Origin of the sequence: Citrobacter sp. Cb023, assembly GCF_030336805.1 — a bacterium.
Classification (GTDB): domain Bacteria; phylum Pseudomonadota; class Gammaproteobacteria; order Enterobacterales; family Enterobacteriaceae; genus Citrobacter; species Citrobacter braakii.
In genome coordinates, this window is sequence record NZ_JAOWCV010000027.1 from 20,380 (window position 1) to 46,183 (window position 25,804).

The 25,804-nt window shown below is 54.2% G+C and carries 26 protein-coding genes; 11 read left to right on the forward strand and 15 right to left on the reverse strand.

What is annotated here, in order from left to right:
* Positions 1 to 9: 9 nt before the first annotated feature.
* From chbA to osmE, 4 genes are all read right to left on the reverse strand, one after another.
* On the reverse strand, positions 10 to 357 hold the full coding sequence (gene chbA / locus OGW44_RS04305) for a PTS N,N'-diacetylchitobiose transporter subunit IIA (RefSeq protein ID WP_003030618.1): 348 nt from the start codon (positions 355 to 357) through the stop codon (positions 10 to 12).
* Positions 358 to 411: 54 nt separating this feature from the next.
* Positions 412 to 1,770 carry a PTS N,N'-diacetylchitobiose transporter subunit IIC gene (gene chbC, locus OGW44_RS04310; RefSeq protein ID WP_003030619.1) on the reverse strand — a complete coding sequence of 453 codons (1,359 nt, stop codon included), beginning with the start codon at positions 1,768 to 1,770 and terminating at the stop codon, positions 412 to 414.
* A gap of 86 nt (positions 1,771 to 1,856) precedes the next feature.
* Positions 1,857 to 2,177 (reverse strand): PTS N,N'-diacetylchitobiose transporter subunit IIB, encoded by a 321-nt coding sequence (gene chbB, locus OGW44_RS04315; RefSeq protein ID WP_003832547.1) that lies wholly within the window; start codon positions 2,175 to 2,177, stop codon positions 1,857 to 1,859.
* Positions 2,178 to 2,474: 297 nt separating this feature from the next.
* Positions 2,475 to 2,816: an osmotically-inducible lipoprotein OsmE gene (gene osmE, locus OGW44_RS04320; RefSeq protein WP_003030621.1), complete on the reverse strand. Its 342-nt coding sequence runs from the start codon at positions 2,814 to 2,816 to the stop codon at positions 2,475 to 2,477.
* Between the two features lie 210 nt (positions 2,817 to 3,026).
* On the opposite strand from osmE, the gene nadE reads away from it, so the two are divergent.
* Positions 3,027 to 3,857: an NAD(+) synthase gene (gene nadE / locus OGW44_RS04325; protein WP_047498859.1), complete on the forward strand. Its 831-nt coding sequence runs from the start codon at positions 3,027 to 3,029 to the stop codon at positions 3,855 to 3,857.
* A gap of 106 nt (positions 3,858 to 3,963) precedes the next feature.
* A complete protein-coding gene (cho, locus tag OGW44_RS04330) occupies positions 3,964 to 4,878 on the forward strand; it encodes an excinuclease Cho (RefSeq protein ID WP_185654396.1) in 915 nt (304 codons plus the stop codon).
* Here cho and ves read toward each other — a convergent pair.
* The 7 genes from ves to astC all read right to left on the reverse strand — a co-directional run bounded on the left by ves (position 4,838) and on the right by astC (position 12,624).
* The gene (ves, locus tag OGW44_RS04335; RefSeq protein WP_016152850.1) at positions 4,838 to 5,413 is read right to left on the reverse strand and encodes an environmental stress-induced protein Ves; all 576 of its coding nucleotides are present in this window, start codon (positions 5,411 to 5,413) and stop codon (positions 4,838 to 4,840) included. The genes cho and ves overlap by 41 nt on opposite strands.
* Positions 5,414 to 5,764: 351 nt before the next feature.
* Positions 5,765 to 6,250, reverse strand: a complete 486-nt coding sequence (gene spy, locus OGW44_RS04340) for an ATP-independent periplasmic protein-refolding chaperone Spy (protein WP_003030629.1) — start codon at positions 6,248 to 6,250, stop codon at positions 5,765 to 5,767.
* Between the two features lie 349 nt (positions 6,251 to 6,599).
* Positions 6,600 to 7,565 carry a succinylglutamate desuccinylase gene (gene astE / locus OGW44_RS04345; protein ID WP_047358615.1) on the reverse strand — a complete coding sequence of 322 codons (966 nt, stop codon included), beginning with the start codon at positions 7,563 to 7,565 and terminating at the stop codon, positions 6,600 to 6,602.
* Positions 7,558 to 8,901 (reverse strand): N-succinylarginine dihydrolase, encoded by a 1,344-nt coding sequence (astB, locus tag OGW44_RS04350; RefSeq protein WP_075847319.1) that lies wholly within the window; start codon positions 8,899 to 8,901, stop codon positions 7,558 to 7,560. Before astB ends, astE begins: the two co-directional genes overlap by 8 nt.
* Positions 8,898 to 10,376: a succinylglutamate-semialdehyde dehydrogenase gene (gene astD / locus OGW44_RS04355; RefSeq protein WP_181634806.1), complete on the reverse strand. Its 1,479-nt coding sequence runs from the start codon at positions 10,374 to 10,376 to the stop codon at positions 8,898 to 8,900. Before astD ends, astB begins: the two co-directional genes overlap by 4 nt.
* Complete coding sequence (gene astA / locus OGW44_RS04360) at positions 10,373 to 11,407, reverse strand: arginine N-succinyltransferase (protein ID WP_016152846.1); 1,035 nt, start codon at positions 11,405 to 11,407, stop codon at positions 10,373 to 10,375. Before astA ends, astD begins: the two co-directional genes overlap by 4 nt.
* Entirely contained in the window at positions 11,404 to 12,624 is a 1,221-nt protein-coding gene (astC, locus tag OGW44_RS04365) for a succinylornithine/acetylornithine transaminase (protein WP_185654395.1), read from the reverse strand. The genes astA and astC overlap by 4 nt, the downstream gene beginning before the upstream one ends.
* Positions 12,625 to 13,068: 444 nt before the next feature.
* On the opposite strand from astC, the gene xthA reads away from it, so the two are divergent.
* From xthA to OGW44_RS04400, 7 genes are all read left to right on the forward strand, one after another.
* On the forward strand, positions 13,069 to 13,875 hold the full coding sequence (gene xthA, locus OGW44_RS04370; RefSeq protein ID WP_016152844.1) for an exodeoxyribonuclease III: 807 nt from the start codon (positions 13,069 to 13,071) through the stop codon (positions 13,873 to 13,875).
* A 223-nt stretch (positions 13,876 to 14,098) separates the two neighbouring features.
* Entirely contained in the window at positions 14,099 to 14,755 is a 657-nt protein-coding gene (locus tag OGW44_RS04375) for a TVP38/TMEM64 family protein (protein ID WP_170975115.1), read from the forward strand.
* Positions 14,752 to 15,462: a TVP38/TMEM64 family protein gene (locus OGW44_RS04380; RefSeq protein WP_103283887.1), complete on the forward strand. Its 711-nt coding sequence runs from the start codon at positions 14,752 to 14,754 to the stop codon at positions 15,460 to 15,462. Before OGW44_RS04375 ends, OGW44_RS04380 begins: the two co-directional genes overlap by 4 nt.
* A 32-nt stretch (positions 15,463 to 15,494) precedes the next feature.
* Positions 15,495 to 16,664 carry an ABC transporter substrate-binding protein gene (locus OGW44_RS04385; protein WP_185654394.1) on the forward strand — a complete coding sequence of 390 codons (1,170 nt, stop codon included), beginning with the start codon at positions 15,495 to 15,497 and terminating at the stop codon, positions 16,662 to 16,664.
* Positions 16,637 to 18,172, forward strand: a complete 1,536-nt coding sequence (locus OGW44_RS04390) for an ABC transporter permease family protein (RefSeq protein ID WP_185654393.1) — start codon at positions 16,637 to 16,639, stop codon at positions 18,170 to 18,172. Before OGW44_RS04385 ends, OGW44_RS04390 begins: the two co-directional genes overlap by 28 nt.
* On the forward strand, positions 18,172 to 18,804 hold the full coding sequence (locus tag OGW44_RS04395; RefSeq protein ID WP_019076622.1) for an ATP-binding cassette domain-containing protein: 633 nt from the start codon (positions 18,172 to 18,174) through the stop codon (positions 18,802 to 18,804). The genes OGW44_RS04390 and OGW44_RS04395 overlap by 1 nt, the downstream gene beginning before the upstream one ends.
* 86 nt (positions 18,805 to 18,890) lie before the next feature.
* Positions 18,891 to 20,198 (forward strand): sulfurtransferase, encoded by a 1,308-nt coding sequence (locus OGW44_RS04400; protein WP_049040435.1) that lies wholly within the window; start codon positions 18,891 to 18,893, stop codon positions 20,196 to 20,198.
* Positions 20,199 to 20,298: 100 nt separating this feature from the next.
* Here OGW44_RS04400 and OGW44_RS04405 read toward each other — a convergent pair whose 3' ends face one another.
* Positions 20,299 to 20,922, reverse strand: a complete 624-nt coding sequence (locus tag OGW44_RS04405; RefSeq protein ID WP_049040424.1) for a CDP-alcohol phosphatidyltransferase family protein — start codon at positions 20,920 to 20,922, stop codon at positions 20,299 to 20,301.
* Positions 20,915 to 21,484: a carboxymuconolactone decarboxylase family protein gene (locus OGW44_RS04410; protein ID WP_185654392.1), complete on the reverse strand. Its 570-nt coding sequence runs from the start codon at positions 21,482 to 21,484 to the stop codon at positions 20,915 to 20,917. The genes OGW44_RS04405 and OGW44_RS04410 overlap by 8 nt, the downstream gene beginning before the upstream one ends.
* 79 nt (positions 21,485 to 21,563) lie before the next feature.
* Between OGW44_RS04410 and OGW44_RS04415 the strand changes: the two genes are divergently transcribed.
* Positions 21,564 to 21,977, forward strand: coding sequence for a pyrimidine (deoxy)nucleoside triphosphate diphosphatase (locus OGW44_RS04415; RefSeq protein ID WP_104652143.1), 414 nt, complete (start codon positions 21,564 to 21,566; stop codon positions 21,975 to 21,977).
* Here OGW44_RS04415 and OGW44_RS04420 read toward each other — a convergent pair.
* Positions 21,937 to 22,212 carry a YnjH family protein gene (locus tag OGW44_RS04420; protein ID WP_016152834.1) on the reverse strand — a complete coding sequence of 92 codons (276 nt, stop codon included), beginning with the start codon at positions 22,210 to 22,212 and terminating at the stop codon, positions 21,937 to 21,939. The two genes, OGW44_RS04415 and OGW44_RS04420, sit on opposite strands and share 41 nt — an antisense overlap.
* Before the next feature lie 237 nt (positions 22,213 to 22,449).
* On the opposite strand from OGW44_RS04420, the gene gdhA reads away from it, so the two are divergent.
* A complete protein-coding gene (gdhA, locus tag OGW44_RS04425; RefSeq protein ID WP_137380470.1) occupies positions 22,450 to 23,793 on the forward strand; it encodes an NADP-specific glutamate dehydrogenase in 1,344 nt (447 codons plus the stop codon).
* Positions 23,794 to 23,856: 63 nt separating this feature from the next.
* Here gdhA and topB read toward each other — a convergent pair whose 3' ends face one another.
* On the reverse strand, positions 23,857 to 25,803 hold the full coding sequence (gene topB / locus OGW44_RS04430; protein ID WP_019076618.1) for a DNA topoisomerase III: 1,947 nt from the start codon (positions 25,801 to 25,803) through the stop codon (positions 23,857 to 23,859).
* Position 25,804 lies beyond the last annotated feature (1 nt).

A 25,804-nucleotide genomic window follows, 5' to 3' on the forward strand; every position in this document is an offset into this window, starting at 1 on the left:
CACTCCTCGCTATTTCAGCTTTTCGTGAAGCTCAATCAGTTCAGTCACCAGCTCACGCGCCAGCATTGATGTCATCAGATGGTCCTGAGCATGAACCAGCACCAGGCTAACTTTCATTTTACCTTCGCCCTGATCGCCTTCAATCAGTTTCGTTTGCACGAGGTGCGCTTCGTTCAGCGCCAGACGGGACTGGTCCATCATAGCCTTAGCTGACTCGAAATCGCCTTGCTTGGCCATTTTGAGCGCGCCGTACGCCAGGCTACGCGCCTGACCGGAGTTGATGATGAGACCCATCACCACTTCTTCGAGTTCTTCTGCTTCTGACTGCGTGTCGACGATGTTCTCGATATCCAACATACTTTTTTCCTCTGGTTCAGTCCGGCATGACCGTGAAGCCATGCCGGATTAAATTTAGAATTTCAATGCGTTAGCGATATCTTCTTCGCTTTCTTCTTGATCAATAACGTTCTGCGCTTTGTTGGCTACCACCACGAACGGCAGGTAAACCAGCGTGGCGATACCGAGGTTGAACAGCGCGACCAGCAGAGCAGCGACGCTACCGTTGGTGTTAAAGAACGCGCCCAAACCGGTTGGCATGGTCCACGGTGCGATGTTGGTAATCGGTGGAATAATGCCGGAGTAATAAGCTGCCAGCGTAATCGCCGCCAGAATCGGCTGCACCAGAATGAACGGGATAAACATCACCGGGTTCATGATGATCGGCAGACCGAACAGGATAGGTTCGTTAATCTGGAACAGGCCTGACGGCAGTGCCAGTTTAGCAACCTGACGATAATCCGGACGACGCGATGCCAGGAAGATAGCGATAATCAGACCCAGCGTAGCCCCGCTACCCCCGAGGAAAATATAGGAGTCGAGCATCGGTTTAGCCCAGACGTGGAAGGTCTTTCCAGCTTCCAGCGCGGCGTCTACGGAACCAAACTGTTGGTAAATGGAGATGTTTTCCAGCGCCCATGGCGTCATGATACCGCTGTCCAGCGCGGTCAGCGCCAGTGAACCGTGAATACCGAAGAACCACAGCAGCGGAACAAAAATCACGTAGGCCCAACCCACCACGCTGCCCAGCGATGCCAGCGGAGTTGAAATGGAATCCATGATGATCTGGTGGAAGTTCGTACCCCAGGTGTTCAATGCCCAGGCGATGATCCCCATAATGGAGAGGATAAGGAAGCCAGGAATCAGCGCAGAGAAAGAGCGCGACACGGATGTCGGTACGCTATCGGGTAATTTAATTACCCAATTGCGACGGACCACAAAGGTGAACATTTCCGCGACCGCGAGGCCGATAATAATACCGGAAATAATATTGGCACCGCCGAGCCAGTTCGCGCCAACGGCATAGGCTTCACCCACGCTATATGGCGTTACGGTCATAAATGCGGCGACGGATAACAGCCCGGCAGCCAGTGAGTCGACTTTGCGTTCTTCTGCCAGCGCCATACCGATAAAGAACGGCGCCATCAATGACATGATACCCAGCGTACCGTTATAGACGTTTCCACCAATGCCTTTCAAACTATTCAGCGTTTCAATAGTTGAAGCATCAAGTCGAATGCCCATTGAATAAAAAAACGACCCCTCCCCAAAGCTCAGGAAAACGTTATTGATTAATACAAACATGGCCCCTGCGAGGGTTAACGGCATTAAACGAATAAAACCGTTTTTGATTGCATTAACGTGTGGCTGCTTTCCAATTTTTACAGCAAAAGGAAGGAGTACCTTTTCAAGTGAAGCAATAGCGTTACTCATAGAAAAATACCCTTAAATACCGCAATTAATAATTACGGTGAATGTTAATGAAATAACTCTTTGACGGGAAAATTAAAATAAAATAATTAATTTGCTGCGGCTTTTTTAATTGCTGCAACCGCAGCCTTAAGCACGCCTAAACCATCGACTTTGCCATACAGCAGCGAGTCAATCACTTCCACAGGCTTGTTGGGTAACAAACGCTGAATTTCGGGCAACATATAAGCAATTTGTGGACCTAATAATACAACATCGGCCACTGGACCTTTTTCTCCGGCCAGCGTTTCAGGAAACGCTTCAATAATAACCGGTACTTCGTATTTTTCGGCCTGAGCACGCATCTTCGAAACCAACAATGAAGTCGACATGCCCGCAGAACAAAACAGATAAATGTGTTTCTTTTCCATTAAAACGATCCTCATGTGCGATTATCTGTCACCAGACACTCCGCAAGCCCTAACCTGCATCCATGCTCTGGGTAACTTGCGTCAGCTAAATTACTTTTTTAGGTGGCTGAAATGAGTATACGGGATTGCACCAGCGGATGGTATTTCCTTGACCAACTAAATTGTCTCTCCTTGACCTGGCGTTATGACCACCCTCACACTTCAGGTAAATAATTCGCGTCAATAATTAAGATCGTGTGACATAAAAAAACCGGCGCAGTGGCCGGTTTTCCCGAGTGCTCAGGCAATAAACAGTTGTTACTTCTTCGCTGCCTGCGGGTCGGTGTCGTACTCTGCGCAGGTCTGGTAGCCAGAGTTAATCACGTGTCCGGTGTCATCTAAAGCAACAAAATAGGTCTCAGCTTTACCATCTCGTTGACCCAGGATGTAGGTCTGACACGTCCCACGCGCATGGATCATACTGACTTCGGAAGACGGTTTACCGGCAATCTGCGCTACCTGCGCCCGGCTCATCCCTTTCTTCACATCTTTCACCACGGGCTGAACAAATTGGTCTTTCGTACGATCGTAGGCCGTACACCCTGCCAGCATAGTCAAAACAGCCGCTGCGCTCAGAATTCCTGTTAGATTCTTGTTCATATTCCGTCCTCTTGTATTTCAGCGTGTTATATAAGCCTGGAGCACAACAACGCATTTTTCAAGCAATCAGAGGATACTTAGGTGGTTTCGGAAAATTCTATTAAAACAAAATGATGCTATATCAGGCTCGCATCCCTTGTCGTTTGGGCCTCAACGCGTTAGCTTTAACACATCATTTTTTTGATCATTTTATTTTTCGGAGGGGGTTAAATGACTCTGCAGCAAGAGATAATCCAGGCGCTTGGCGCAAAACCGCACATCGATGCAGAAGAAGAAATTCGCCGCAGCGTGGATTTCCTGAAATCGTATCTGCAGACCTACCCCTTTCTGAAATCGCTGGTGTTGGGAATTAGCGGCGGACAGGACTCAACGCTCGCGGGAAAACTGTGCCAGATGGCAATCACCGAGCTGCGAAAAGAAACGGGTAATGACGCACTGCAGTTTATTGCCGTACGCCTACCGTATGGCGTTCAGGCCGATGAGCAGGACTGCCAGGATGCCATCGCCTTTATTCAACCGGACCGCGTACTGACCGTCAATATTAAGGGCGCGGTGCTGGCCAGCGAGCAGGCCCTGCGTGAAGCGGGTATTGAACTGAGCGATTTTGTGCGTGGCAATGAAAAAGCCCGTGAACGTATGAAGGCACAATACAGTATCGCCGGCATGACCAGCGGGGTTGTCGTGGGTACCGATCATGCTGCAGAAGCCATCACCGGATTTTTCACTAAGTACGGCGATGGCGGTACCGACATTAACCCACTATTTCGTCTGAACAAGCGCCAGGGCAAACAACTGCTCGCCGCGCTGGGGTGCCCGGAGCACTTATATAAGAAAGCACCAACTGCTGACCTCGAGGACGATCGCCCTTCTCTGCCGGATGAAGCCGCACTCGGCGTCACTTACGACAACATCGACGACTATCTGGAAGGAAAAACGCTGGATGCCGACGTCGCAAAAAAAATTGAAGGCTGGTACGTGAAAACTGAGCATAAACGTCGCACACCGATCACCGTGTTTGATGATTTCTGGAAAAAAGCGTAATCCTTTTCCCTTCAAAATGCCGGGTAGCGCCAGGATTGGCCCTATCTGGCATTAGCCTGCTGAATCTCATGCCGCTTTTTTAATCGCCCTCAAACTGCTACACTGGATGAATAACCAGCATCTGGAGTCAACAGTGGTACAGCGTCAATCAGCCCCTCGTATGACATTTGAGGCAGCGGCAATCTATGAATATCCCGAGCACCTGCGCCCGTTTTTGAGTGCGCTTCCCACCGCGCCAGGCGTCTATCTGTTTCACAGTGATAGCGACACCATGCCGCTTTATATTGGTAAAAGTGTCAATATTCGCAGCCGTGTGCTGGCGCATCTGCGTACCGCAGACGAAGCGAGTATGCTGCGTCAGGCCAGGCGCATTAGCTGGATTTGTACGGCCGGAGAAATTGGCGCCCTGCTGCTGGAAGCGCGGCTTATCAAAGAACAGCAGCCCCTGTTTAACAAACGGCTGCGACGCAATCGCCAGCTGTGTGCCTTGCAGCTTACCGACCGAACGGTTCAGGTGGTTTACGCACGAGATATTGATTTCTCCCACGCCCCCAATCTGTTTGGCCTGTTTGCCAACCGCCGCGCAGCGCTACAGACGCTGCAAAGCCTCGCCGATGAACAACAGCTATGCTACGGCCTGTTGGGGCTGGAACCCCTGAGCCACGGGCGCGCCTGTTTTCGCTCCGCGCTTAAACGCTGCGCCGGAGCCTGCTGTGGGAAAGAAAGCCCTGAAGCGCATCATGTGCGTCTGGTAGAAGCCCTGGAAAGAGTGCGCGTAATCTGCTGGCCGTGGAGCAATGCCATTGCGCTGCAGGAAACCCGCACTGAAATGACGCAGTACCATATCATCAATAACTGGCTGTGGCTGGGAGCCGTTTCAACGCTGGATGAGGCAGCTACACTGGCGCGAATGCCGGCCGGCTTTGATCAAGATGGCTACAAAATTCTCTGCCGGCCTATTCTGTCTGGTCAATATGACATTATTGAACTGAGTCCGGAGAATGCCCCGGCATCCAGTTGATCTCGCTGAACAGCAGTTTCCCCTCGCGCTCCAGCAGTCGTAACGTGTGTTTACCGTCGTGCCAGCTTGCACCCTGATCGACGGTCAACAACTTATCACCCAGTTGCCAGGCTCCGCTGATAACAAACACTACGCCGCCGCGCGAACCAAAGGTCGTAAAGGTGCGATCGGCAACTCTGACTTTTGCCTGGCAGACATCACGTCGGGTCATGATATTAAAATCCATCGACATCTGCCCTTCCGTCAGCTTCGCTTTTACCACCTTGTCACCGGCAAAGGTAAAAGGCTGATGCTGTTTCAGGGTATGCGTGAAGGTGTTCGGCTCTTCCAGCGTCACTTCTCCACCTTCCAGCAGGGTAATCACGCGTTCTACGCCGGGAAAAAGAGAAAACTCTCCATTCGCTGCGATGGAGGCGATACTCGCCCGCCAGTGAAAATCTCGTGTTGCTGGCGGAAAACAGCAAATCTCACGCGTTTCTCCCGCACCATTTCGCCACAGATTGACCGGCATTTTGCGGATATCAAAGTATTCCATCATCCCTCCAGAAAGGCGCAGCACGGCAGCCCACCGTAAACAGGCAGCCATAAATCATCATTGTTATGTTCACCCTGCAGATTATTGTTATCGGCAGCAGAGTTGATTTGCCTTAGCGATGAACCCGGTGTTTTGCAAAAAAGAACAACGCGCCCTCCAGGTGGAATTTTCGCGGGCTTCAGGAGAATAACGTGTCACAAGCGCGGTGCAAGAGGCAGCAAAGAAAAAACCGCCGATCCTGCCCACCTCGTTAAACGTGTTGTGGACAAGAGCGGCGGTCTTGAGTTTGGTTTCACACTGTGCGGCAATCAGCACACACAGCGTGAATGATATAGTGTAGACGCTGAACGATTACTCAGCAGCTTGCGGCATTTTACCCTTCTGCGCGGCACGTTCTGTCAGACGCTTCTCAAAATTGGCATTAAACTGCTTTTTCTGTTCCGGGGTCAGAATGTTGTAAATCTTGTTCTGGGTTTCCATATGCGCCAGCATGTTGGCTTTGCGCTGTTCTTCCATCTTCGCAATCTGCGCTTCCGCTTTCGCTTTATCGAAGCTATCGCTGGCGATGATGTCGTGCATTGCGCGGCGCTCTTCCAGCGGCGGACGTTTCATCTGATCACGCTGACCTTTCATGATCTCGCGAATCTGCTGTTTCTGCGCATCGGTCAGGTTCAGGTCTTTAAACATCATGTCGTGATGCGGGGCAAACTTACCGTTGTGGTGCATCATTGGTTTGGCATCAGCTGGCGCAGCTGTTGTCGTGTCAGCGGCGTGGGCCAGGTTAGCAGCGCCCAGCGCCAGGGTAGAGGCAACAAACAGAGCAGTCAGTTTACGCATAATTTCTATCCTTTCTTTCAGTTATTTTTACGACACTCATGCGACTCTTATGCAATGTGATGTCGTGTTGACGAGATTAACTTTACCGGCTTAAGCGTCAATTAATCAGAGCAACGGTAAAACAATGAAAGTGTAAAAAACAAACTTTCATCAATTATGGAGAAAAAAAGAATAAATTGCGCAGAGTTGCAATAAAAAATTACAACGGGATGATTTTGAAGGGATTATGAAGAACTATACCTCATCCCTGATTATTAAGAAAGCAATTCACCAGGAATAATCCGTAATAAATAAAAACAGCACGTAAAAATAAGCCCTTAGGGATAAACCAAAAGGGCATATATATTTGTCACAATTTTTCGAGCATCAATCCGGCACGTAAACCACAGGCCACGTTTGGATTTGGAAAGAGAACGTATTCAACATCATGGGTGACGGTAAAACGTTCATCACCGTCCTGCGCCAGCAAGGTGCCCTCTGTAAAAGGGGTAAAGTTGAGCGTCTGGTTATCCATGTGAAGAATGAAATCGTCGCTACGCCGCGTGATTTGCGACACCACGCGGTAACGCAGCGGAGATGTTTCTCCCAGTGACATTCGCTCGCCCTTTAGCAGCTTCGCCAGCGCATCTGCCGTCTGCGCAAACTGAGTCAGATCGTTTTGTCCAAACGGCAGCGCTTTACCCAGTTCCAGCGTGCAGGCCAGCGCGCCAAAATGTTCAGCGCTAAAATGGGTGAACGTGCCGCCAGGTGTCTGATGGAAAACCAGCGCCTCCAGCCCTGCCTCTCCCAGCCATCCCAAAAAATCTTCGTCCCAGGCAACGTTGCGTTGTGGCAACACGCCAAAGCGCAGATGCTGCGAGCCGCGAATCGCGGTGTGCAGATCCAGATGCCAGCGGACTGGCTCTTTCGCCCGCGAATAAAAATCCTCCAGACACAGCTCAAGCTGATGGGCTCGGTGCGTTTCTTCACTCGCGGCAAAAATCTGCCAACGGCCGCCAAACATACGGTTCAGGTCGCTATGACAATAACGTTGTCCCGCCGCCAGCGCCTGCGGGTTCCCCAGAATCACCAGCAGCCGCCATGTCAACGTTAGTTCACCGCTAAACAGCCTGGAGAGAATTGAATCAAGTATCTCTACCGGGGCCGTTTCATTGCCGTGGATCCCCGCAGACAGCACCAGCGAATATTCCGCCGGAGTGTCCGGCGTCAGCTCCAGAATCCCATGACCAATCCACTGCCAGGAAAAGCCGCGAGCTGTGCCCTCGGTTGTCTCGGGGGTTATCCCTGCCAGCGTCTGGGCCAGAAAATTATCCATGGCTGGTCCTCTCCTGCTGGAAGGGATACACAGAGCCGAGGTTGAGCAATTGCGTCAACGTATCCAGCGCTTCACGCCCCTCACGCAACAGCTGCGGGTCGGCAAGGTCGGCGGCGGTAAGACGATCGCGATAGTAACGGTCGACCCAATTATTCAGCGTGTTAAACAGCGTATCGTTCATGATAACCGCCGGATTTACGGCCTGCAGCTCCTGTGGCGTAAGCACCACTCTCAGGCGCAGACATGCCGGACCGCCGCCGTTGGACATACTTTCACGCAGATCGAATACCTGCAGGTCATCGATCGGATTGTCTTCCTCGAGCAGACGGTTCAAATACCGCCACACGCCCGCATGCTCCCGACACTCCTGCGGCAGGACCAGCATCATCGAACCGTCATCACGGCTCAGTAACTGGCTGTTAAACAGATAGGTAGTCACCGCATCCTGCACCGACACTTCCGCAGCCGGGACTTCCAGCGGGGTAAAACCTGCCACCTGACTGCGTAACTGCTCGAACAACGCCTGCTGTCTGACAAACGCCAGCTGATGACAAAACAGTACCTGGCGATTCGACACCGCAATCACATCGTTATGAAACACGCCAAGATCGATAACGTCCGGGTTTTGTTGGGCAAAAATGCGCTGATGCGGGTTAACCTGATTCAGTCGGGCGACCGCCTCGCTGGCCTCACGGGATTGCCTCGCCGGATAGCGCTTCGGATGGGACGCATTCCCTTCTTCACGACCGTAAACAAACAGCTGTACGCCAGGGTCGCCGTAATCCCCGCCGAGGCGGTTATGGTTTGCCGCACCTTCATCACCGAATAGCGCAACCTGGGGTAACGCACCGTGGACCGTAAAACTATTCTCATCACGGAAAATCGCCCGTAGCAACGCTTCGGTGGTCGGCGCTTCCAGCGAACGGTGAAACTTATTATTCAGATTCGCCACCGTCAGATGCACTTTCCCGTCCAGCGCATCGGCTGAAGGGCAGACCGTTGCCGCATTCGCCACCCACATAGACGATGCGGAGCTGGCGCTGGAGAGCCAGTGAGGCGCCTGACGCGCCACGTTCTCCAGTATCTGTTCGTCGCGGCCGGTAAAGCCCAACTGACGCAGCACCGGAATATACGGCCGCTCATGAGGCGGGATCACCGCTTGGGGAAATCCCGCATCCGCCAGCGCTTTCATCTTTAGCAGACCCTGCTTCGCCGCCAGACGCGGGTTCGATACCTGAAAACGATGTTTGGTTGAGGCCTCATTACCAAATGACAGCCCCGCATAGTGGTGGGTCAGCCCCACCAGACCATCAAAATTTACCTCACGGGCTTTCATAGCTTATCCTCGCGAGAAAAATCCAGGCCGGGGCTAAGCGTCGTTGGCAGCGTTAAGGCCGGTGATTCCAGACTTGCCATCGGCCAGGCGCAATAATCTGCGGCATACCACGCGCTGGCGCGATGGTTCCCGGAAGCGCCAACGCCGCCAAACGGCGCTGTACTCGCCGCGCCGGTTAACGGCTTATTCCAGTTGACGATCCCGGCCCGCGCCTCAAGCAGCAGTTGATCAAACTGGCTGCGATCGGGGGAAACCAACCCACACGACAATCCAAAGCGGGTGTTGTTCGCCATACGAATTGCGTCATCAAAGCTGTCATAACGCCAGACGCCAAGCAGCGGTCCAAAGACCTCTTCATCGGGTACGTTCGCCGCCCCGGTCAGTTCGATGATCCCTGGGGTGAGCAGTGACGTTCCGGCTTGCACCAGACGTGGCGCTAACAGCGTCCGGCCCCCTAACGATTCCAGACGCTGCCAGGCATCATAGACATGCCGCGCGGCTTGTTCGGAAATCAGCCCGCCAATAAATGGCTGCGGTTCTGCGTCCCAGTTGCCGGGCATTAAACGCTGGCTGACGTCCACCAGGCGCGTCAGGAACGCATCCCCCTGCGCGCCTTTTTTAACTAACAGGCGACGGGCGCAGGTACAACGCTGTCCGGCGGTGACAAACGCGGACTGAATAGTCAGATGCACTGCGGCATCAATATCTTCCGGGTTCTCAATAATCAGCGGGTTGTTGCCCCCCATCTCCAGAGCGAGGATTTTTTCCGGCTGGCCGGATAGCTGTCGATGCAGTTGATAACCAGTATTGGCACTGCCGGTAAACAGCAGGCCATCGAGATCGTCCTGCCCGCTCAGCGCCTGCCCCGTATCGCGACCGCCCTGCACCAGGTTCAGCACACCCGGCGGCAATCCCGCCTGCTCCCACAGCTTTGTCACGGCTTCACCGGTCCACGGCGTCAGCTCGCTGGGTTTGAAAATCAATGTGTTGCCTGCCAGCAGTGCCGGAACAATATGACCATTGGGTAAATGGCCAGGGAAGTTATACGGGCCAAAAACTGCCAGCACGCCGTGCGGGCGATGGCGCAACGTCGCTGCGCCATCCGGTAATTCGCTGTGATGCTCTCCGGTACGCGCATGCCAGGCTTTCACGGAGATGGCAATTTTATTGATCATCGCCGTCAGTTCTGTAGCGGCTTCCCAACGGGGTTTGCCGGTTTCCCGGGCGATAATCTGTGTGAGTTCGGCTTTATTGCTTTCCAGCAATGAGGCAAATTTTTCAACAATGGCCTGGCGTGCGCCAAAGGGCTGTTTAGCCCAACTGGCAAAGGCTGCGCGCGCGGCCCGGCACGCCTGCGCCACCTGGGCTGCATCTGCATCATTCCCCTGCCACAGTACATCACCGCTTACGGGATTGGTTTTCACCCGACGCTCGCCCAGCCCCGTCAACCAGTCGCCGTTTATCCATAATGTCATGCTGTTTTCTCCTCTGCACAAAGACGCACAAAACGTACATGGTCGCCCGCGTGACATTTCAGGGCGTCCAGTTGCGCCGCCGTCAGTACCAGACGCTGAGTATCCGGGTCGGCACGAACCAACATGACGCGGAAATTTTGATAATTTTCATTGGCAACCAGACAAGCAGGATAGTCGCCCGGCGCAGGCTGCCCTTCAGCCACCTCCACCAGCCTGCTTTTACGGATAGCCCGTACCCGGTCAATATCGCATTCCAGGGTCGGTCCGCCGTCGAAAATATCGACGTAGTTGCGGTAGCGAAATCCTTCTTTCTCCAGCACCGCCCGCGCAGGAGCCGTTTGCGGATGCACCTGACCAATCACGCTCTGCGCTTCGTCAGACAGGAAATGGGTATAAATCGGATGCTTAGGCATCAGTTCAGCAATAAAGGCTTTTTGCCCGGTTCCGCAGAGAAAATCCGCCCGGCTGAACTCCATTGAGAAAAAACGTTTGCCGAGGCTTTGCCAAAACGGAGAGTAGCCGTGTTCATCGATCACGCCGCGCATCTCGGCCACGACCTTCTCATTGAACCGGTCACGAAAGGCCGCCATAAACATAAAGCGCGACTTCGACAACAAATAGCCGTTGCCTTCTTTACGCCAGTCCGGATCGAGAAACAGAGAACAAAGTTCGCTACTGCCCGTGTGATCGTTGCTCAGAAACAGCGTCGGCAGCGCGTTATACACGTTCAGCTCTTTCGAGGCGTGCACCAGAGTACCGACCCGGTAGTTGTACCAGGGATCGTTAAGCCCTACCGCCACCTCAATGGCGCAAATCCCTGCCACGGTTCCGCTGGCGCTGTCTTCAAGCACAAACACATATCCCTGCTCACTTTTGGGCAACTCACCGCGCCAGGTTTGTAGCGAACGTTCGATACGCGCCATCAGCGTAGCTTCATTCGCCGGTAGCGAGGTCAACCCGCCGCCGGTCTTACTGGCAAGCTGCATCAGCGCGGTGATATCAGCGCGTTCAATGGGACGAATCACCATCATGATGAACCTCCTGCTTTAATGCGTTCGCAGGCCAGCGCAAAGCGATCCAGTCCGGTGGCGATTTCTTCTTCGCTGACGTTTAACGCTGGCGCAAACCGCACCACATTAGCGCCAGCAATCAGCACCATCACTCCGGCAACGGCCGCTTCTTGCGAGATGAGTTTTGCTTTCCCGGCAAATTCCGCGTTTAGCACACAGCCAATCAGCAGTCCGAGTCCACGAATTTCACTAAACAGTCCAAAACGTTCGTTAATGGCGTTAATACGCTCCACAAACCAGTCGTGGCGCTGTTTCACTCCGTTAAGCACTTCCGGCGTGTTAACAATTTCCAGCAGTTTTCCCGCCACCGCAGTGGCCAGCGGGTTTCCGCCGTAGGTTGTACCGTGCGTACCGACCGTCATCACACTGGCGCAACGCTCTGTCACCAGCAGTGCGCCGATGGGGAAACCACCGCCCAGCGCTTTTGCTGTCGTCAGCAGGTCCGGCGTAACGCCGTAGTGCATGTAGGCATACAGTTCGCCGGTACGACCAACTCCGGTCTGAACTTCATCAAAAATCAACAGCGCATTATGGCGATCGCATAATTCACGCAGCCCCTGCAAAAAGGCGTTTGTTGCCGGCACTACGCCGCCTTCCCCCTGCACCGGCTCCACAATAACCGCACAGGTGTTGTCATCAATCAGTTGGCTGGCAGAGTCGAGATCGTTATACACGGCATGGCAGATATCCGGCGGCAGCGGCGCGAAGTCCTGTGAATAGGCGGGCTGTCCTCCGGCGCTGACGGTAAACAGCGTGCGACCATGGAAAGCATTTTTAAACGCCACAATGCCGCTCTTCTGGCTACCAAAACTATCGTGGGCATATTTACGTGCCAGTTTTAATGCCGCTTCGTTAGCTTCTGCGCCAGAGTTACAGAAGAAAATACGCTCGGCAAAAGTGGCATCAATCAGCTTTTTCGCCAGGCGCAGCACCGGCTCATTGGTGTAGCCATTTCCCGTATGCCAGAATTTGCTCGCCTGGTCGTTTAATGCCTCGCGCAATGCCGGATGTGCATGACCCAGCGCGTTAACCGCAATGCCTCCCGCGAAATCGATATACTCTTTACCCTGCTGATCCCACAGACGTGAACCTTCGCCACGCACCGGAATAAAAGGGGCCGGAGCGTATACGGGCATCATCCATTCATCAAAATTTTCACGCGTAATTGACAGAGACATAGCGACCTCAACGGTAAATAAAAAGTTATTTATATGTTAATAAATATAGTGTTTGCGGTGTAAATGTAGATTGCAGGCTTCGTGCCAGCCAGCGAAAAAAGTGCATAAACGGAGGGCGGTGACGGAATATCAACGAGTTACAACCTGACGATATTCACTGTATGTGCATATAAAGTGAATATGTTTGCGTACCAGATGACTAAACAGAGGAAAAAACGCAATTTTATTCAGTCGCCAAATATAATTCTGGAATTGTGATCGTATACGAAATTTATCGGAAATTATTGCTCTATTCCGACGCGCTACGCGCCAAAACGGTGCAGTTTTTGCTCCATCGTTAACACCATTAGCAATCATTGTTGGAATCAGGTGACAAGAAGGAGTCAGCCTGCAGAAATTCTGCTACCATCCTTGCACTATTCATCTTGCAAAGTGGCAGCGACTATGAAATTTGTCTCTTTTAATATCAACGGCCTGCGTGCCCGTCCCCATCAACTGGCAGCCATTGTCGAAAAACACCAACCGGATGTTATTGGCTTACAGGAGACAAAAGTCCACGACGATATGTTCCCTCTCGAAGAGGTAGCAAAGCTGGGTTATAACGTCTTTTATCACGGTCAGAAAGGCCACTACGGCGTAGCACTATTAACGAAAGAAACGCCGATTGCGGTGCGTCGTGGCTTCCCGGGTGATGACGAAGAAGCGCAGCGTCGTATCATCATGGCGGAAATTCCGTCCCCTCTGGGCAGCATCACGGTGATCAACGGCTATTTCCCGCAGGGCGAAAGCCGAGACCATGAAACTAAGTTCCCGGCCAAAGCCGCGTTTTATCAGAACCTACAAAACTACCTGGAGACTGAACTGAAGCGCGACAATCCGGTATTGATCATGGGCGATATGAATATCAGCCCAACCGACCTCGATATTGGTATTGGCGAAGAGAACCGTAAACGCTGGCTGCGTACCGGCAAATGTTCCTTCCTGCCAGAAGAGCGCGAGTGGATGGAACGTCTGCTGGGCTGGGGCCTGGTAGATACCTACCGTCACGCCTGGCCTGAAAAGAACGACCAGTTCTCGTGGTTTGATTATCGCTCAAAAGGTTTTGACGATAACCGTGGCCTGCGTATCGATCTGCTGCTGGCGAGCAAACCGCTGGCGGAGCGCTGCGAAGAAACCGGCATCGACTATGAAATCCGCAGCATGGAAAAGCCGTCCGACCATGCGCCTGTATGGGCTAAATTCCGCGTCTGATCGTCTGCGTATTTTCACTCTCCGGGCCTGGCCTGGAGAGTCTGTTTATTCTGTGCAAAATCAATAAAGCCACGGTAATACATTGTTGCGGCCGGAAATTTATTATATCTTCGCGCGCACTTTTCGCTGACGAAAACGCTACATTGCACTCGGTTTTACAGGAGAACCCCCATGAAAAAGAAGTTCGCATAACGCAGAATACCGGCTGCTAATTGTTGCGGTATTGTTCTGCGTTCTGGCGGGAGTTTTCCATCATTACGGTCTGACCGATCTGATCACCAATTTCCATCATTTACAAGATGTCATCGGCCAAAGCGGCCTGTTCGGCTATACCCTTTATATCCTGCTGTTTATAGTTGCCGCGCTGTGTCTGATCCCTGGCAGCATCCTGGTGATCGTCGGCGGTGTGCTGTTTGGCCCGGTGACAGGGACGCTTATCTCGTTAGTGGCGGCAACCATGGCTTCGGCGCTGTCGTTTATGCTGGCTCGCTGGCTTGGCCGGGAATTACTGCTGAAATACGTTGGCCATACGGCAACGTTTCAGGCTATCGAAAAAGGCATTGCCCATAGTGGAGTAGACTTTCTGATCCTGACCCGGCTCGTGCCACTGTTCCCCTATAACATTCAAAACTATGCCTATGGGCTGACGGCCATTCCGTTCTGGTCATTTACCGTGATATCTGCGCTAACCACCTTGCCCGGCATCTTTATCTATACGCTGATGTCGCACGAACTGGCCAGCGAAGGGATTAGCTGGGCATTTATCGGTAAGCTCAGCGTTGCGGGGCTGGCGCTATTCGTCCTCGTTCAGGCCGCCAAAGCCTGGGCGCGACATAAACATGTCGATCCGGCGCCCGGTCACGAGTACGCGGGTAAATGATCAAGATGAATAAAGCGCGGCGGACACGCTATTACCGTATAAGCTTGCTTGCCCTGCTGCTGCTCGCCCTGATGGCGTGGGCGTGGATACCTGGCGTGAGTGATTTTCTTCACGCCAGCCTGGCGGCATTTACCACGCTCGATCAGCATGCTCTTGAGAACTTCATTCGTTCTTACGGAACCCAGGCGGCGGTCGTGTCGTTCTTCCTGATGATCTTACAGGCCATCGTCGCGCCGCTTCCCGCCTTTGTGATCACCTTTGCCAACGCCTCGCTGTTTGGCGCATTTTGGGGCGGCGTACTGTCCTGGAGCAGCGCGATGGCTGGCGCGGCGCTGTGCTTTTTTATTGCCCGCGTTTTAGGTCGCAGCGCGGTGGAAAAACTGACCGGAAAAACGGTGCTGAACAACATGGACTCTTTTTTCGAGCGCTATGGCAAGCACACAATTCTTGTCTGTCGCCTGTTACCTTTTGTGCCGTTCGACCCGGTAAGCTACGCAGCAGGCCTGACCTCGATTCGTTTTCGCCATTTCTTCATCGCCACCGGCATCGGTCAGTTACCGGCCACTATCGTCTATTCATGGGCTGGTAGCCTGTTAACCGGCGGCACATTTTGGTTTGTTACCGGCCTGTTCATCCTGTTCGCTCTGAGCGTGGTGATTGCCGTGGCCAGAAGCCTTTATCTTGAGCATCAACGGAAAAAGACCTGAGTCTTTCCCCCATTTTTAGCAAGGGAGATATTATGCGTTACTGCTTATTGTGCCTGAGTTTGCTGCTCTCTCCGCTGGCGGCTTTCGCCGAGGACGCCAGTTGGCAGCAAATCAAAAATGACGCCCGCGGTCAGACGGTGTGGTTCAACGCCTGGGGTGGCGACAACGCAGTTAACCAGTATCTCGACTGGGTTAGCGGCGAGATGAAAACACACTATGCCATTAACCTGAAAATCGTACGCCTGGCGGATGCCGCCGACGCCGTAAAACGTATCCAGACGGAAGCGGCATCCGGGCGAAAAGCCGGTGGCTCGGTCGATTTACTGTGGGTGAACGGCGAAAATTTCCGCACGCTGAAAGAAGCCGGGCTGCTACAGACCCAGTGGGCACAAACGCTGCCTAACTGGCGCTATGTTGATACCCAGAAACCGGTGAATGAAGACTTTTCCATTCCAACGGAGGGGGCTGAATCACCGTGGGGCGGCGCACAGCTTACATTTATTGCCAGGCACGATCTCACCGCGCAGCCGCCGCAATCCCCGCAGGCACTGCTTGAGTTTGCCCAGGCGCACCCTGGCACGGTGACCTATCCGCGTCCGCCAGACTTTACCGGAACGGCTTTTCTTGAGCAGTTGTTAATTTCGCTCACCAACAAGCCGCAGGCGCTGAAAATAGCGCCAGATGCGTCCACATTCGCCGACGTTACCGCTCCATTGTGGCATTACCTTGATGCTTTGCATCCTGCCCTGTGGCGCGAAGGTAAAGATTTTCCGCCCACGCCCGCGCGAATGGATGCGCTGCTCAACGGTGGCACCCTGCGTTTATCAATGACCTTTAATCCTGCCCACGCGCAGCAAAAAGTGGCCAGCGGTGAATTACCCAAAAGCAGCTATAGTTTTGGTTTCTCACAGGGCATGCTCGGCAACGTGCATTTTGTCACCATTCCAGCGAATGCGCGTGCCAGCGCCGGAGCGAAAGTTGTGGCAAATTTCCTGCTTTCACCCAAAGCGCAGTTGCGTAAAGCCGACCCGTCTGTCTGGGGAGATCCTTCGGTGCTTGATCCACAAAAATTGCCTGTCGACCAGCGTAATGCGCTGCTGGCGCGGATCCCACAAGGGCTCCCTGCCATGCTGCCAGAACCGCATGCTGCATGGGTAAACGCTCTGGAACAAGAATGGCTACGCCGCTACGGTACACATTAATTCTGCTACTCTGGGCCATCATGGCGGGCGTTTATCTGCCGCTGGCGCCAGCGGCTTTTTCTCTGATAACGCCGGCGCTGAACACCAGACACTGGCTGGCGCTATTTAGCGATCCTCAACTCCCGCAGGCGTTACTGGCAACGCTGGTTTCCGTAAGCCTCGCGGCTGGCGGCGCGCTGATCATCGCCCTGCTGGCGATCCTCGCCTTATGGCCCGGCGCAGGCTGGGCGCGTCTGTGCACGCGTCTTCCGTGGCTGCTGGCGATTCCACATGTTGCCTTCACCACCAGCGTGCTGCTGGTTTTTGCCGAAGGCGGCATGCTCTGGCAATGGCTCCCGTTCCTCAGCCCCCAGCCTGATCGCTACGGCATTGGGCTTGGCGTGACGCTGGCGGTAAAAGAGAGTGCCTTTTTGTTATGGATCCTCTCAGCTCTGCTGAGTGAAAAACAGCTTTCGCAGCAGGTTATCGTCCTGGATTCGCTGGGTTACAGCCGACTGCAATGCCTGAACTGGCTGGTTCTGCCCTCTCTCGCCCCCGCGTTAGGCAAAGCCATGCTGGCGATTGTCGCCTGGTCGCTCTCGGTAGTGGATGTAGCAATCGTCCTTGGTCCCGGAAACCCACCAACGCTTGCCGTGTTGAGCTGGCAATGGCTCAGTCAGGGCGATGCCGAGCAACAGGCTAAAGGAGCACTCGCCAGCCTGCTGCTGGTACTGCTGCTACTCATCATCGCGCTGGCGGGGTATCTGCTCTGGCGCGCCTGGCAACGCACTATTCCCGCAGTAAACGGGGAACGCCTGCGTTTTTCATCCTGTACAATCGGACGTTCGCTGGTACAACTTTTGCCCTTTGGCGGTGTGGTGTGCGCGCTGGTTCTGGCGCTGATCGCCAGCTATTCGTCGCTAAATAGTGAGGCGCTCTGCACTAGCCTGCAACTGGGGCTTATCTCCAGCGTGCTGGCGCTGCTGATACTTTTTGCCTGGCTGGAATGGGGTCCGCAAACCGGACACCGTTGGGTCTGGCTACCGCTCATTTTGCCTGCGCTGCCGCTGGTAACTGGACAGTATCTGTTGGCGTTATATGCCGGACAGGATGGGCTGATGATAACCATTGTCTGGGGACACCTGCTGTGGGTGATGCCATGGATGCTGTTTGTGCTCAAACCGGCGTGGCAACGCATTGACCCACGATTGATTTTGATTGCGCAAACGCTGGGTTGGACCCGGGGGCGCATATTCTGGCAAGTAAAATGTCCGCAGCTGGCGCGCCCGGCGCTGGTTGCCTTCACGGTAGGGTTCTCAGTCAGTATCGCCCAGTATATGCCGACGCTGTGGTTAGGCGCCGGGCGCTATCCCACGCTGACCACCGAAGCGGTGGCATTAAGCAGCGGCGGTAGCACCGCCATTCTGGCAACCCAGGCGCTATGGCAGCTTCTGTTACCGCTTATAATTTTCGCACTGGCGGCGTTTCTCGCTGCGTGGATTGGCCGCTTTCGACAAGGACTCCGCTAATGCTCATTGTACAAGGCGTTTGGTTGTACCAGGGTACGACGGCGCTACTGAAGGACGTTAATTTCCAGGTTAATAAAAGTGACATTGTCACCATTATGGGGCCTTCCGGCAGCGGTAAGTCTTCGTTATTTTCGTGGATGATCGGGGCGTTGTCTCCTCAGTTTCAGGCGTCAGGCGAACTGTGGCTCAACGAACAGCGCGTAGACACACTGCCTACTGCGCAGCGCCAGATTGGCATTCTGTTTCAGGATGCGCTGCTGTTTGACCATTTCAGCGTTGGGCAGAATTTACTGCTGGCCTTACCCGCCAGCGTGCAAGGTCCCGCCAGACGCCATGCGGTGGAAAGCGCCCTCGCACGCGCGGGCCTGGCAGGATTTTATTCACGCGATCCGGCTTCGCTCTCCGGCGGGCAACGCTCGCGTGTCGCCCTGCTTCGCGCGCTGCTGGCGCAACCCCAGGCGCTGTTACTCGATGAACCCTTTAGCAGGCTGGATGCGTCGCTGCGCGATACCTTTCGCCAGTGGGTCTTCACCGAAGTACGTAAACTGGGTATTCCGGTGGTCCAGGTTACCCACGATGCGCAGGACGTTCCGCCAGCAGGTCGCGTATTACAGATGGAAAACTGGGCGTGAATGTGGCGATATGCTGCGTTAACGCAAGGTTTTTACTTAACTGGCGGCACAGAATGTCGTCCTCTTTTTCAACGTCGGGCTATTCGATGAAACGTGTTTCTCAAATGACCGCGCTGGCACTGGCTTTAGGGCTCGCTTGCGCTTCTTCCTGGGCTGCTGAAACAGCACAGACGCTCACCCTCAACCAGTTACAGCAAAAGCAAGGCGCGGCGATCGATACCCGTCAGAGCGCTTTTTACAACGGCTGGCCGCAATCGCTTAATGGTCCTTCAGGACACGAGCCTTCCGCACTGAACCTGTCTGCCGCCTGGCTCGACAAGATGAATGATGAACAACTCAGCGCCTGGGTTAAGGCACATCACCTGAAAACCGACGCGCCGGTGGCATTGTATGGCAGCGATACTGACATGCAGGCCGTCAAATCCCGCCTGCAGAAAGTCGGCTTTAACGCTATCTCAACCCTCAGCGATGCGCTTACGGACCCTGCCCGCCTGCAACGTCTGCCGCACTTCGAACAGTTGGTTTACCCGCAGTGGCTGCACGACCTTCAGCAGGGTAAAGAGGTAACCGCCAAACCGGCCGGTGACTGGAAAGTGATTGAAGCCGCCTGGGGCGCGCCGAAGTTGTATCTGCTCAGCCATATCCCTGGCGCGGGCTATATTGATACCAACGAAGTCGAAAGCGAACCGCTGTGGAATAAAGTGTCCGACGCGCAGCTCAAAGCGATGCTGGCGAAACACGGCATCCGCCACGACACCACGGTGATTTTATACGGCCGCGATGTCTACGCCGCCGCGCGCGTGGCGCAAATTATGCTGTATGCAGGTGTGAAAGATGTTCGTCTGCTCGACGGCGGCTGGCAGACCTGGTCTGACTCAGGTTTACCGGTCGAACGCGGTACTGCACCAACGGTGAAGCCTGAACCTGATTTCGGCGTGACGATCCCTGCCCAACCGCAACTGATGCTGGATATGGAACAGGCTCGCGGTCTGCTGCATCGCCAGGATGCGTCTTTGGTGAGCATTCGTTCATGGCCGGAATTTATCGGTACGACCAGTGGCTATAGCTACATTAAGCCAAAAGGTGAGATCGCAGGGGCGCGTTGGGGCCATGCAGGCAGCGACTCCACCCACATGGAAGATTTCCATAATCCGGATGGCACCATGCGCAGCGCCGATGACATCGCCGCCATGTGGAAGCAATGGAATATCCTGCCACAGCAACAGGTCTCATTCTATTGTGGTACCGGCTGGCGTGCTTCGGAAACGTTTATGTATGCCCGCGCAATGGGCTGGAAAAACGTCTCCGTCTACGACGGCGGCTGGTATGAGTGGAGCAGCTCTCCGAAAAACCCGATCGCCAGCGGTGAACGGGGTCCGGACGCCAGCAAGTAAGATTGTCATTTTTGCCGGATGCAGCGAGAACGCTTTACCCAGCCTACATAAACCATCGTTGTAGGCCGAATAAGCGAAGCGCATCCGGCAACGCACTACGTTACGCCTGACGCTGGACCGCTTTCAGCGTCAGATATCCGCTCCAGATCCGGGTGAACGTCGTCATCCAGCACAGCGCGCCAAAGACCCACGCCATTACGGCAAAATATTCCGGGAACAGACATCCCAACACAAACAGCAAAATCGTCTCGGTTCCTTCGGTCAGTCCACCCAGATAATAAAAAGATTTATGCGCATAACCGGGGTTATCAATCTGATGCTTTGCCGCCAACGCGGCGAAGGCCAGGAAGCTGCTGCCGGTGCCAATAAACGCGAACAACAGCCAACCGCCTGCCAGCGCATTTTGCGCCGGCGCAGCAAGAATAAAACCAAACGGCACTAAGGCGTAAAACAGAAAATCGAGCGAGATATCGAGAAATCCTCCCGCGTCCGTTAGCCCTCTGCGCCGTGCCAGCGCCCCATCCAGCCCGTCAAACAGCCGATTGAGCACAATAGCCACCAGCGCCGCCATATACCAGCCTAACGCCAGAAATGGCAACGCCAGCACGCCAATAGCAAAACCGACCAGCGTAAGTCCATCCGGGGTAATCGCCGGTTGATCAACGATGCCCACGCAGCGATGCAAAAGCGGTTTTAATCGCGGATGAAGATGGCGGTCAAGCATGCGGGCGTCCTTTAAAACTGTCGCACAGTCCCTGGGAGGGAATATCGAGAGCGGCATTAAAACGCGCCGAGAGATTTTGAAACGCAATCAGCGCGGTCATTTCAGTAATGGCGTCATCGGTAAAATACTGCTTCATCTGCGTTTTCAGCGCATCGTCAACCTGTGGTGGCGTTGCGGTGACCGCATCAGCATAGGCCAGCCCTACACGTTCTTCTGCGCTAAATAGCGTTGATTCTTGCCAGTTGGCAACCTGTAAGACTTTATCCAGCGCGCCGCAGCGTTCAGCCAGCCGTAAACTGTTGGCGTCAACGCAGAAAGCGCAGTGGCACACCTGAGAAACGCGGGTCATCAACAGCGCGCGCATCACCGGCGACAGGCGCGCCTTTTTACGCTCCAGATACCCGACAAACAGCGCCACCAGCCAGAACAGGAACGGCATCCGCCCCCACCAGCGCGTGGGATGCAGCACATCGCCATAATGTTTTTTCTGCGTAGCAACGAGCGGTTGCAAACTGGAAGGGATACGCGTTAACGGTTTTACCCACGACTGAGGATCGTTCAACGGTGGCTCCTGAATACTTTAGATAAAACAAAGATAACGATAGTATGTCATTTTCTACCGTTAGATCTTGATGAATATAATGAAAACCCTCGACGTGGTCGCCGCTATCATTGAACGTGATGGCAAAATTTTACTGGCTCAACGCCCGGAGCATGCGGATCAGTCAGGTATGTGGGAGTTTGCTGGCGGTAAGGTTGAGCCGGGGGAAAGTCAGCCAAAGGCGCTGGTCCGTGAACTGCGTGAAGAGTTGGGCATCGAGGCGGTCGTTGGGCGCTACATTGCCAGCCATCAACGCGAGGTTTCAGGCCGACTCATTCACTTACATGCCTGGCATGTACCGTCATATCAGGGGGAGCTGAAAGTGTATGAACATCAGGATATCGTCTGGTGTTCACCCGAAGAGGCGCTGCGTTATCCGCTGGCGCCTGCCGATATCCCGCTATTAGAAGCGTTTATCCTTTTACGCGACGCCAGACCAGCGGATTCGTGCTGATCGTTTTATCATCGCGCTGGCACTGAAGCAAAACGCCATCCGCTTTAATCACCGCCCCTTCTGAGTAGTTTTGATCCTGATAAATACAGCACTGACTACAGGGTTGCGCCCGCTGACCGCTGGAACTGAACACCTCCGGTGGGACATTCACCTGCACGTCCGGGCGATAAAGCTGATTTGCCAGCGTCGCGCTGGACACCAGTGCCAACGCTCCTGCCATGATTATACGGCGCATATTCTTTCCTTTTTGACTGACAGTTATGCTCAGTATAACGGTATAAACCGGCAGAAACTTTAGCCCTTGCCATCATCGCTTTTGGTTATGACCCACGCAGCAATATTAATTTACTTAGCGCGGTTAATTTTTTCTTTCGTCCCGTCACACTGCTGATGTTATAGTCAAAAACTGCAAAACACTTAACACAAAAATCAAAAATATAACCATATCAATACATAAGAGGTACTTATATCTATGGATCAGACACGTTCTCTGGAGTCATTCCTTAACCATGTGCAAAAGCGCGACCCGAATCAGACCGAGTTCGCGCAAGCCGTTCGTGAGGTAATGACGACACTGTGGCCCTTCCTCGAGCAAAACCCGCGTTATCGTCAGATGTCGTTGCTGGAACGTCTGGTTGAACCGGAGCGCGTGATCCAGTTCCGCGTCGTCTGGCTGGACGATCGCAATCAGGTGCAGGTCAACCGCGCGTGGCGCGTGCAGTTTAGCTCCGCCATTGGCCCATACAAAGGCGGGATGCGTTTCCACCCTTCCGTGAACCTGTCGATCCTGAAATTCCTTGGCTTCGAGCAAACATTTAAAAACGCCCTCACCACGCTGCCAATGGGCGGGGGTAAAGGCGGGAGCGATTTCGATCCTAAAGGTAAAAGCGAAGGCGAAATCATGCGTTTTTGTCAGGCACTGATGACCGAACTGTTCCGCCATTTAGGACCCGATACCGATGTTCCAGCGGGCGATATCGGCGTAGGCGGTCGTGAAGTCGGCTTTATGGCCGGGATGATGAAAAAACTGTCCAACAACAGCGCCTGTGTCTTTACCGGTAAAGGTCTCTCTTTCGGCGGCAGCCTGATTCGCCCGGAAGCTACCGGCTACGGTCTGGTGTACTTCACCGAAGCGATGCTCAAACGCCATGGCCTGGGCTTTGAAGGCATGCGCGTGGCCGTCTCTGGTTCCGGTAACGTGGCGCAATTCGCCATTGAGAAAGCCATGGAGTTTGGCGCGCGAGTAGTCACCGCCTCCGACTCCAGCGGAACTGTGGTCGACGAAAGCGGATTTACCAAAGAAAAACTGGCGCGTCTGTGCGCGATCAAAGACAGCCGCGACGGCCGCGTGGCGGATTACGCCCGCGAATTTGGCCTGACCTATCTGGAAGGCCAACAGCCGTGGTCGGTTCCGGTTGATATCGCCCTGCCGTGCGCCACCCAGAACGAACTTGATGTCGATGCGGCACGCGTGCTGATCGCCAACGGCGTGAAGGCTGTCGCCGAAGGGGCAAACATGCCTACCACCATCGAGGCCACCGATCTGTTCCTGGAAGCCGGTGTAATGTTCGCGCCGGGTAAAGCGGCCAACGCGGGAGGCGTAGCGACATCCGGTCTGGAAATGGCGCAGAACGCCGCACGTCTGGGCTGGAAAGCGGAGAAAGTGGATGCGCGCCTGCATCACATCATGCTGGATATTCATCATGCCTGCGTCGAGTACGGCGGCGAAAGTAAGCAAACCAACTACGTACGTGGCGCCAACATCGCGGGATTCGTGAAAGTTGCCGACGCGATGTTGGGCCAGGGTGTGATTTAATTCAGATCTGTTGTTCCCGTAGGCTAGATACGGCACACGTGCCTTATCCAGCCTAAGAGCGCACTACAGGCCCGCCTCTTCAGATGGCGGGCTTTTTTTCGCCGTGCGTTTACGCGGCGCGCTCTTTTTCTTGTCACCACCACTACTACCCGGTGCGGCAATTCCACGGAAGCGTCGTACCGGCGTGCTGCGCGCCTGATCGATTAGCTGATACAGCGTCCCCACCAGCGGCTGCATGAAATCCTGATATCGACACTGTTTTTCGCTGATTTGGGTCAGGATCGATTCCCAGTGCGCGGTCATATCCGGGCGCGTCGCCATTTCAGGCAGCGAATGAAACAGCGCTTTTCCGGCATCGGTAGAATGGATATAGCGCCCCTTCTTCACCAGGAAACCACGCTTAAACAGCAGCTCGATAATCCCGGCGCGCGTCGCTTCCGTTCCCAGTCCGTCCGTTGCGCGCAGGATCTTTTTCAGATCTTTATCCTGCACAAAGCGCGCGATTCCGGTCATCGCTGACAGCAGCGTGGCATCGGTAAAGTGCCGCGGAGGCTGGGTCTGTCGTTCAACCACTTCGCCTTTTTCGCACAGCAGCTCGTCGTCTTTTGCCACCACCGGCAGCGGCGTCCCGTCGTTATCTTCGTCGCGCTCTTTGTTGCCAAGCAGCGTACGCCATCCGGCCTCCGCCAGAAAACGGGCTTTGGCGACAAACTTACCTTTCGCGATGTCCAGCTCAATAACGCACTTCCTGAATACCGCATCCGCGCAAAACTGCATCAGATATTGACGGGCAATCAGATTGTATATCTTCGCTTCATTATCGTTCAGGTTGATGGACGAACTGCGCGCGGTTGGAATGATGGCGTGGTGCGCATCCACTTTTTTATCATCCCAACAGCGGTTTCGCGTATCGGGATTGACCGCCGGTTGCGGAAGCAGATCCGGCGCATGGACGCTAATCGCGTTCAGCACCGCGTGACGTCCGGCAAAGTGTTCTTCCGGCAGATAACGGCTATCCGAACGCGGATAGGTGATCAGTTTATGGGTTTCATACAGCTTCTGGCAGATATCCAGAACGTTTTGCGCACTTAAGCCAAAGCGTTTCGCCGCTTCAATCTGCAACGCCGACAGCGAAAACGGCAGCGGCGCGGATTCTGATTCCCGTTTATCGTTATAGCTGGTGACGATCGCCGGCTGACCGTTAATGCGGTTTACCACGTGTTCAGCCAGCGTGCGGTTTAGCAAGCGCCCTTCTTCATCCTGATACGGCTCACACGCTTCGCTCGGCTGCCAGATAGCGGTAAACCGCTCATCGGCGGGCGTCACGATATGCGCCTTTACCTCGAAGAAGTCTTTGGCAACGAAGTTTTCAATCTCTTCATCGCGACGCACAACCAGTCCGAGCACCGGCGTTTGCACGCGCCCAACCGAAAGTACGCCCTGATAGCCCGCGTTACGCCCCAGAATGGTATAAGCGCGCGTCATGTTGATACCGTACAGCCAGTCCGCCCGCGCTCGCGCCAGTGCCGACACGCAAAGGGGGATGAACTCACTGTTGGCGCGCAGACGCTCAATCGCCCGCTCGACGGCCTGCGGGTTGAGGTCGTTAATCAGGCAGCGTTGCACCTGCTGGCGCTTTTCAGGGGCCAGTTGCAGGTAATCCAGCACTTCATCCACCAGCAGTTGTCCTTCACGATCGGGGTCACCTGCGTGAATGACTTCACTGGCCTCATGCAAAAATCGCTTAATAACGTTGAGCTGTTTGGTCACCGAGGGACGCGGCTGCAGTTGCCACTTTTCCGGGACAATCGGCAGATCAACCAGACTCCAGCGAGCATAACGACTGTCGTAGGCATCTGGCTGCGCCTGCTCAAGCAGGTGACCAATACACCAGGTCACCACTTGCCCGTTTCCGCACTCGATAAAACCGTCACCTTTGCGATGCGGCTTCGGCAGCACATCGGCGATAGCGCGCGCCAGACTCGGTTTTTCGGCAATAAACAACCGCATC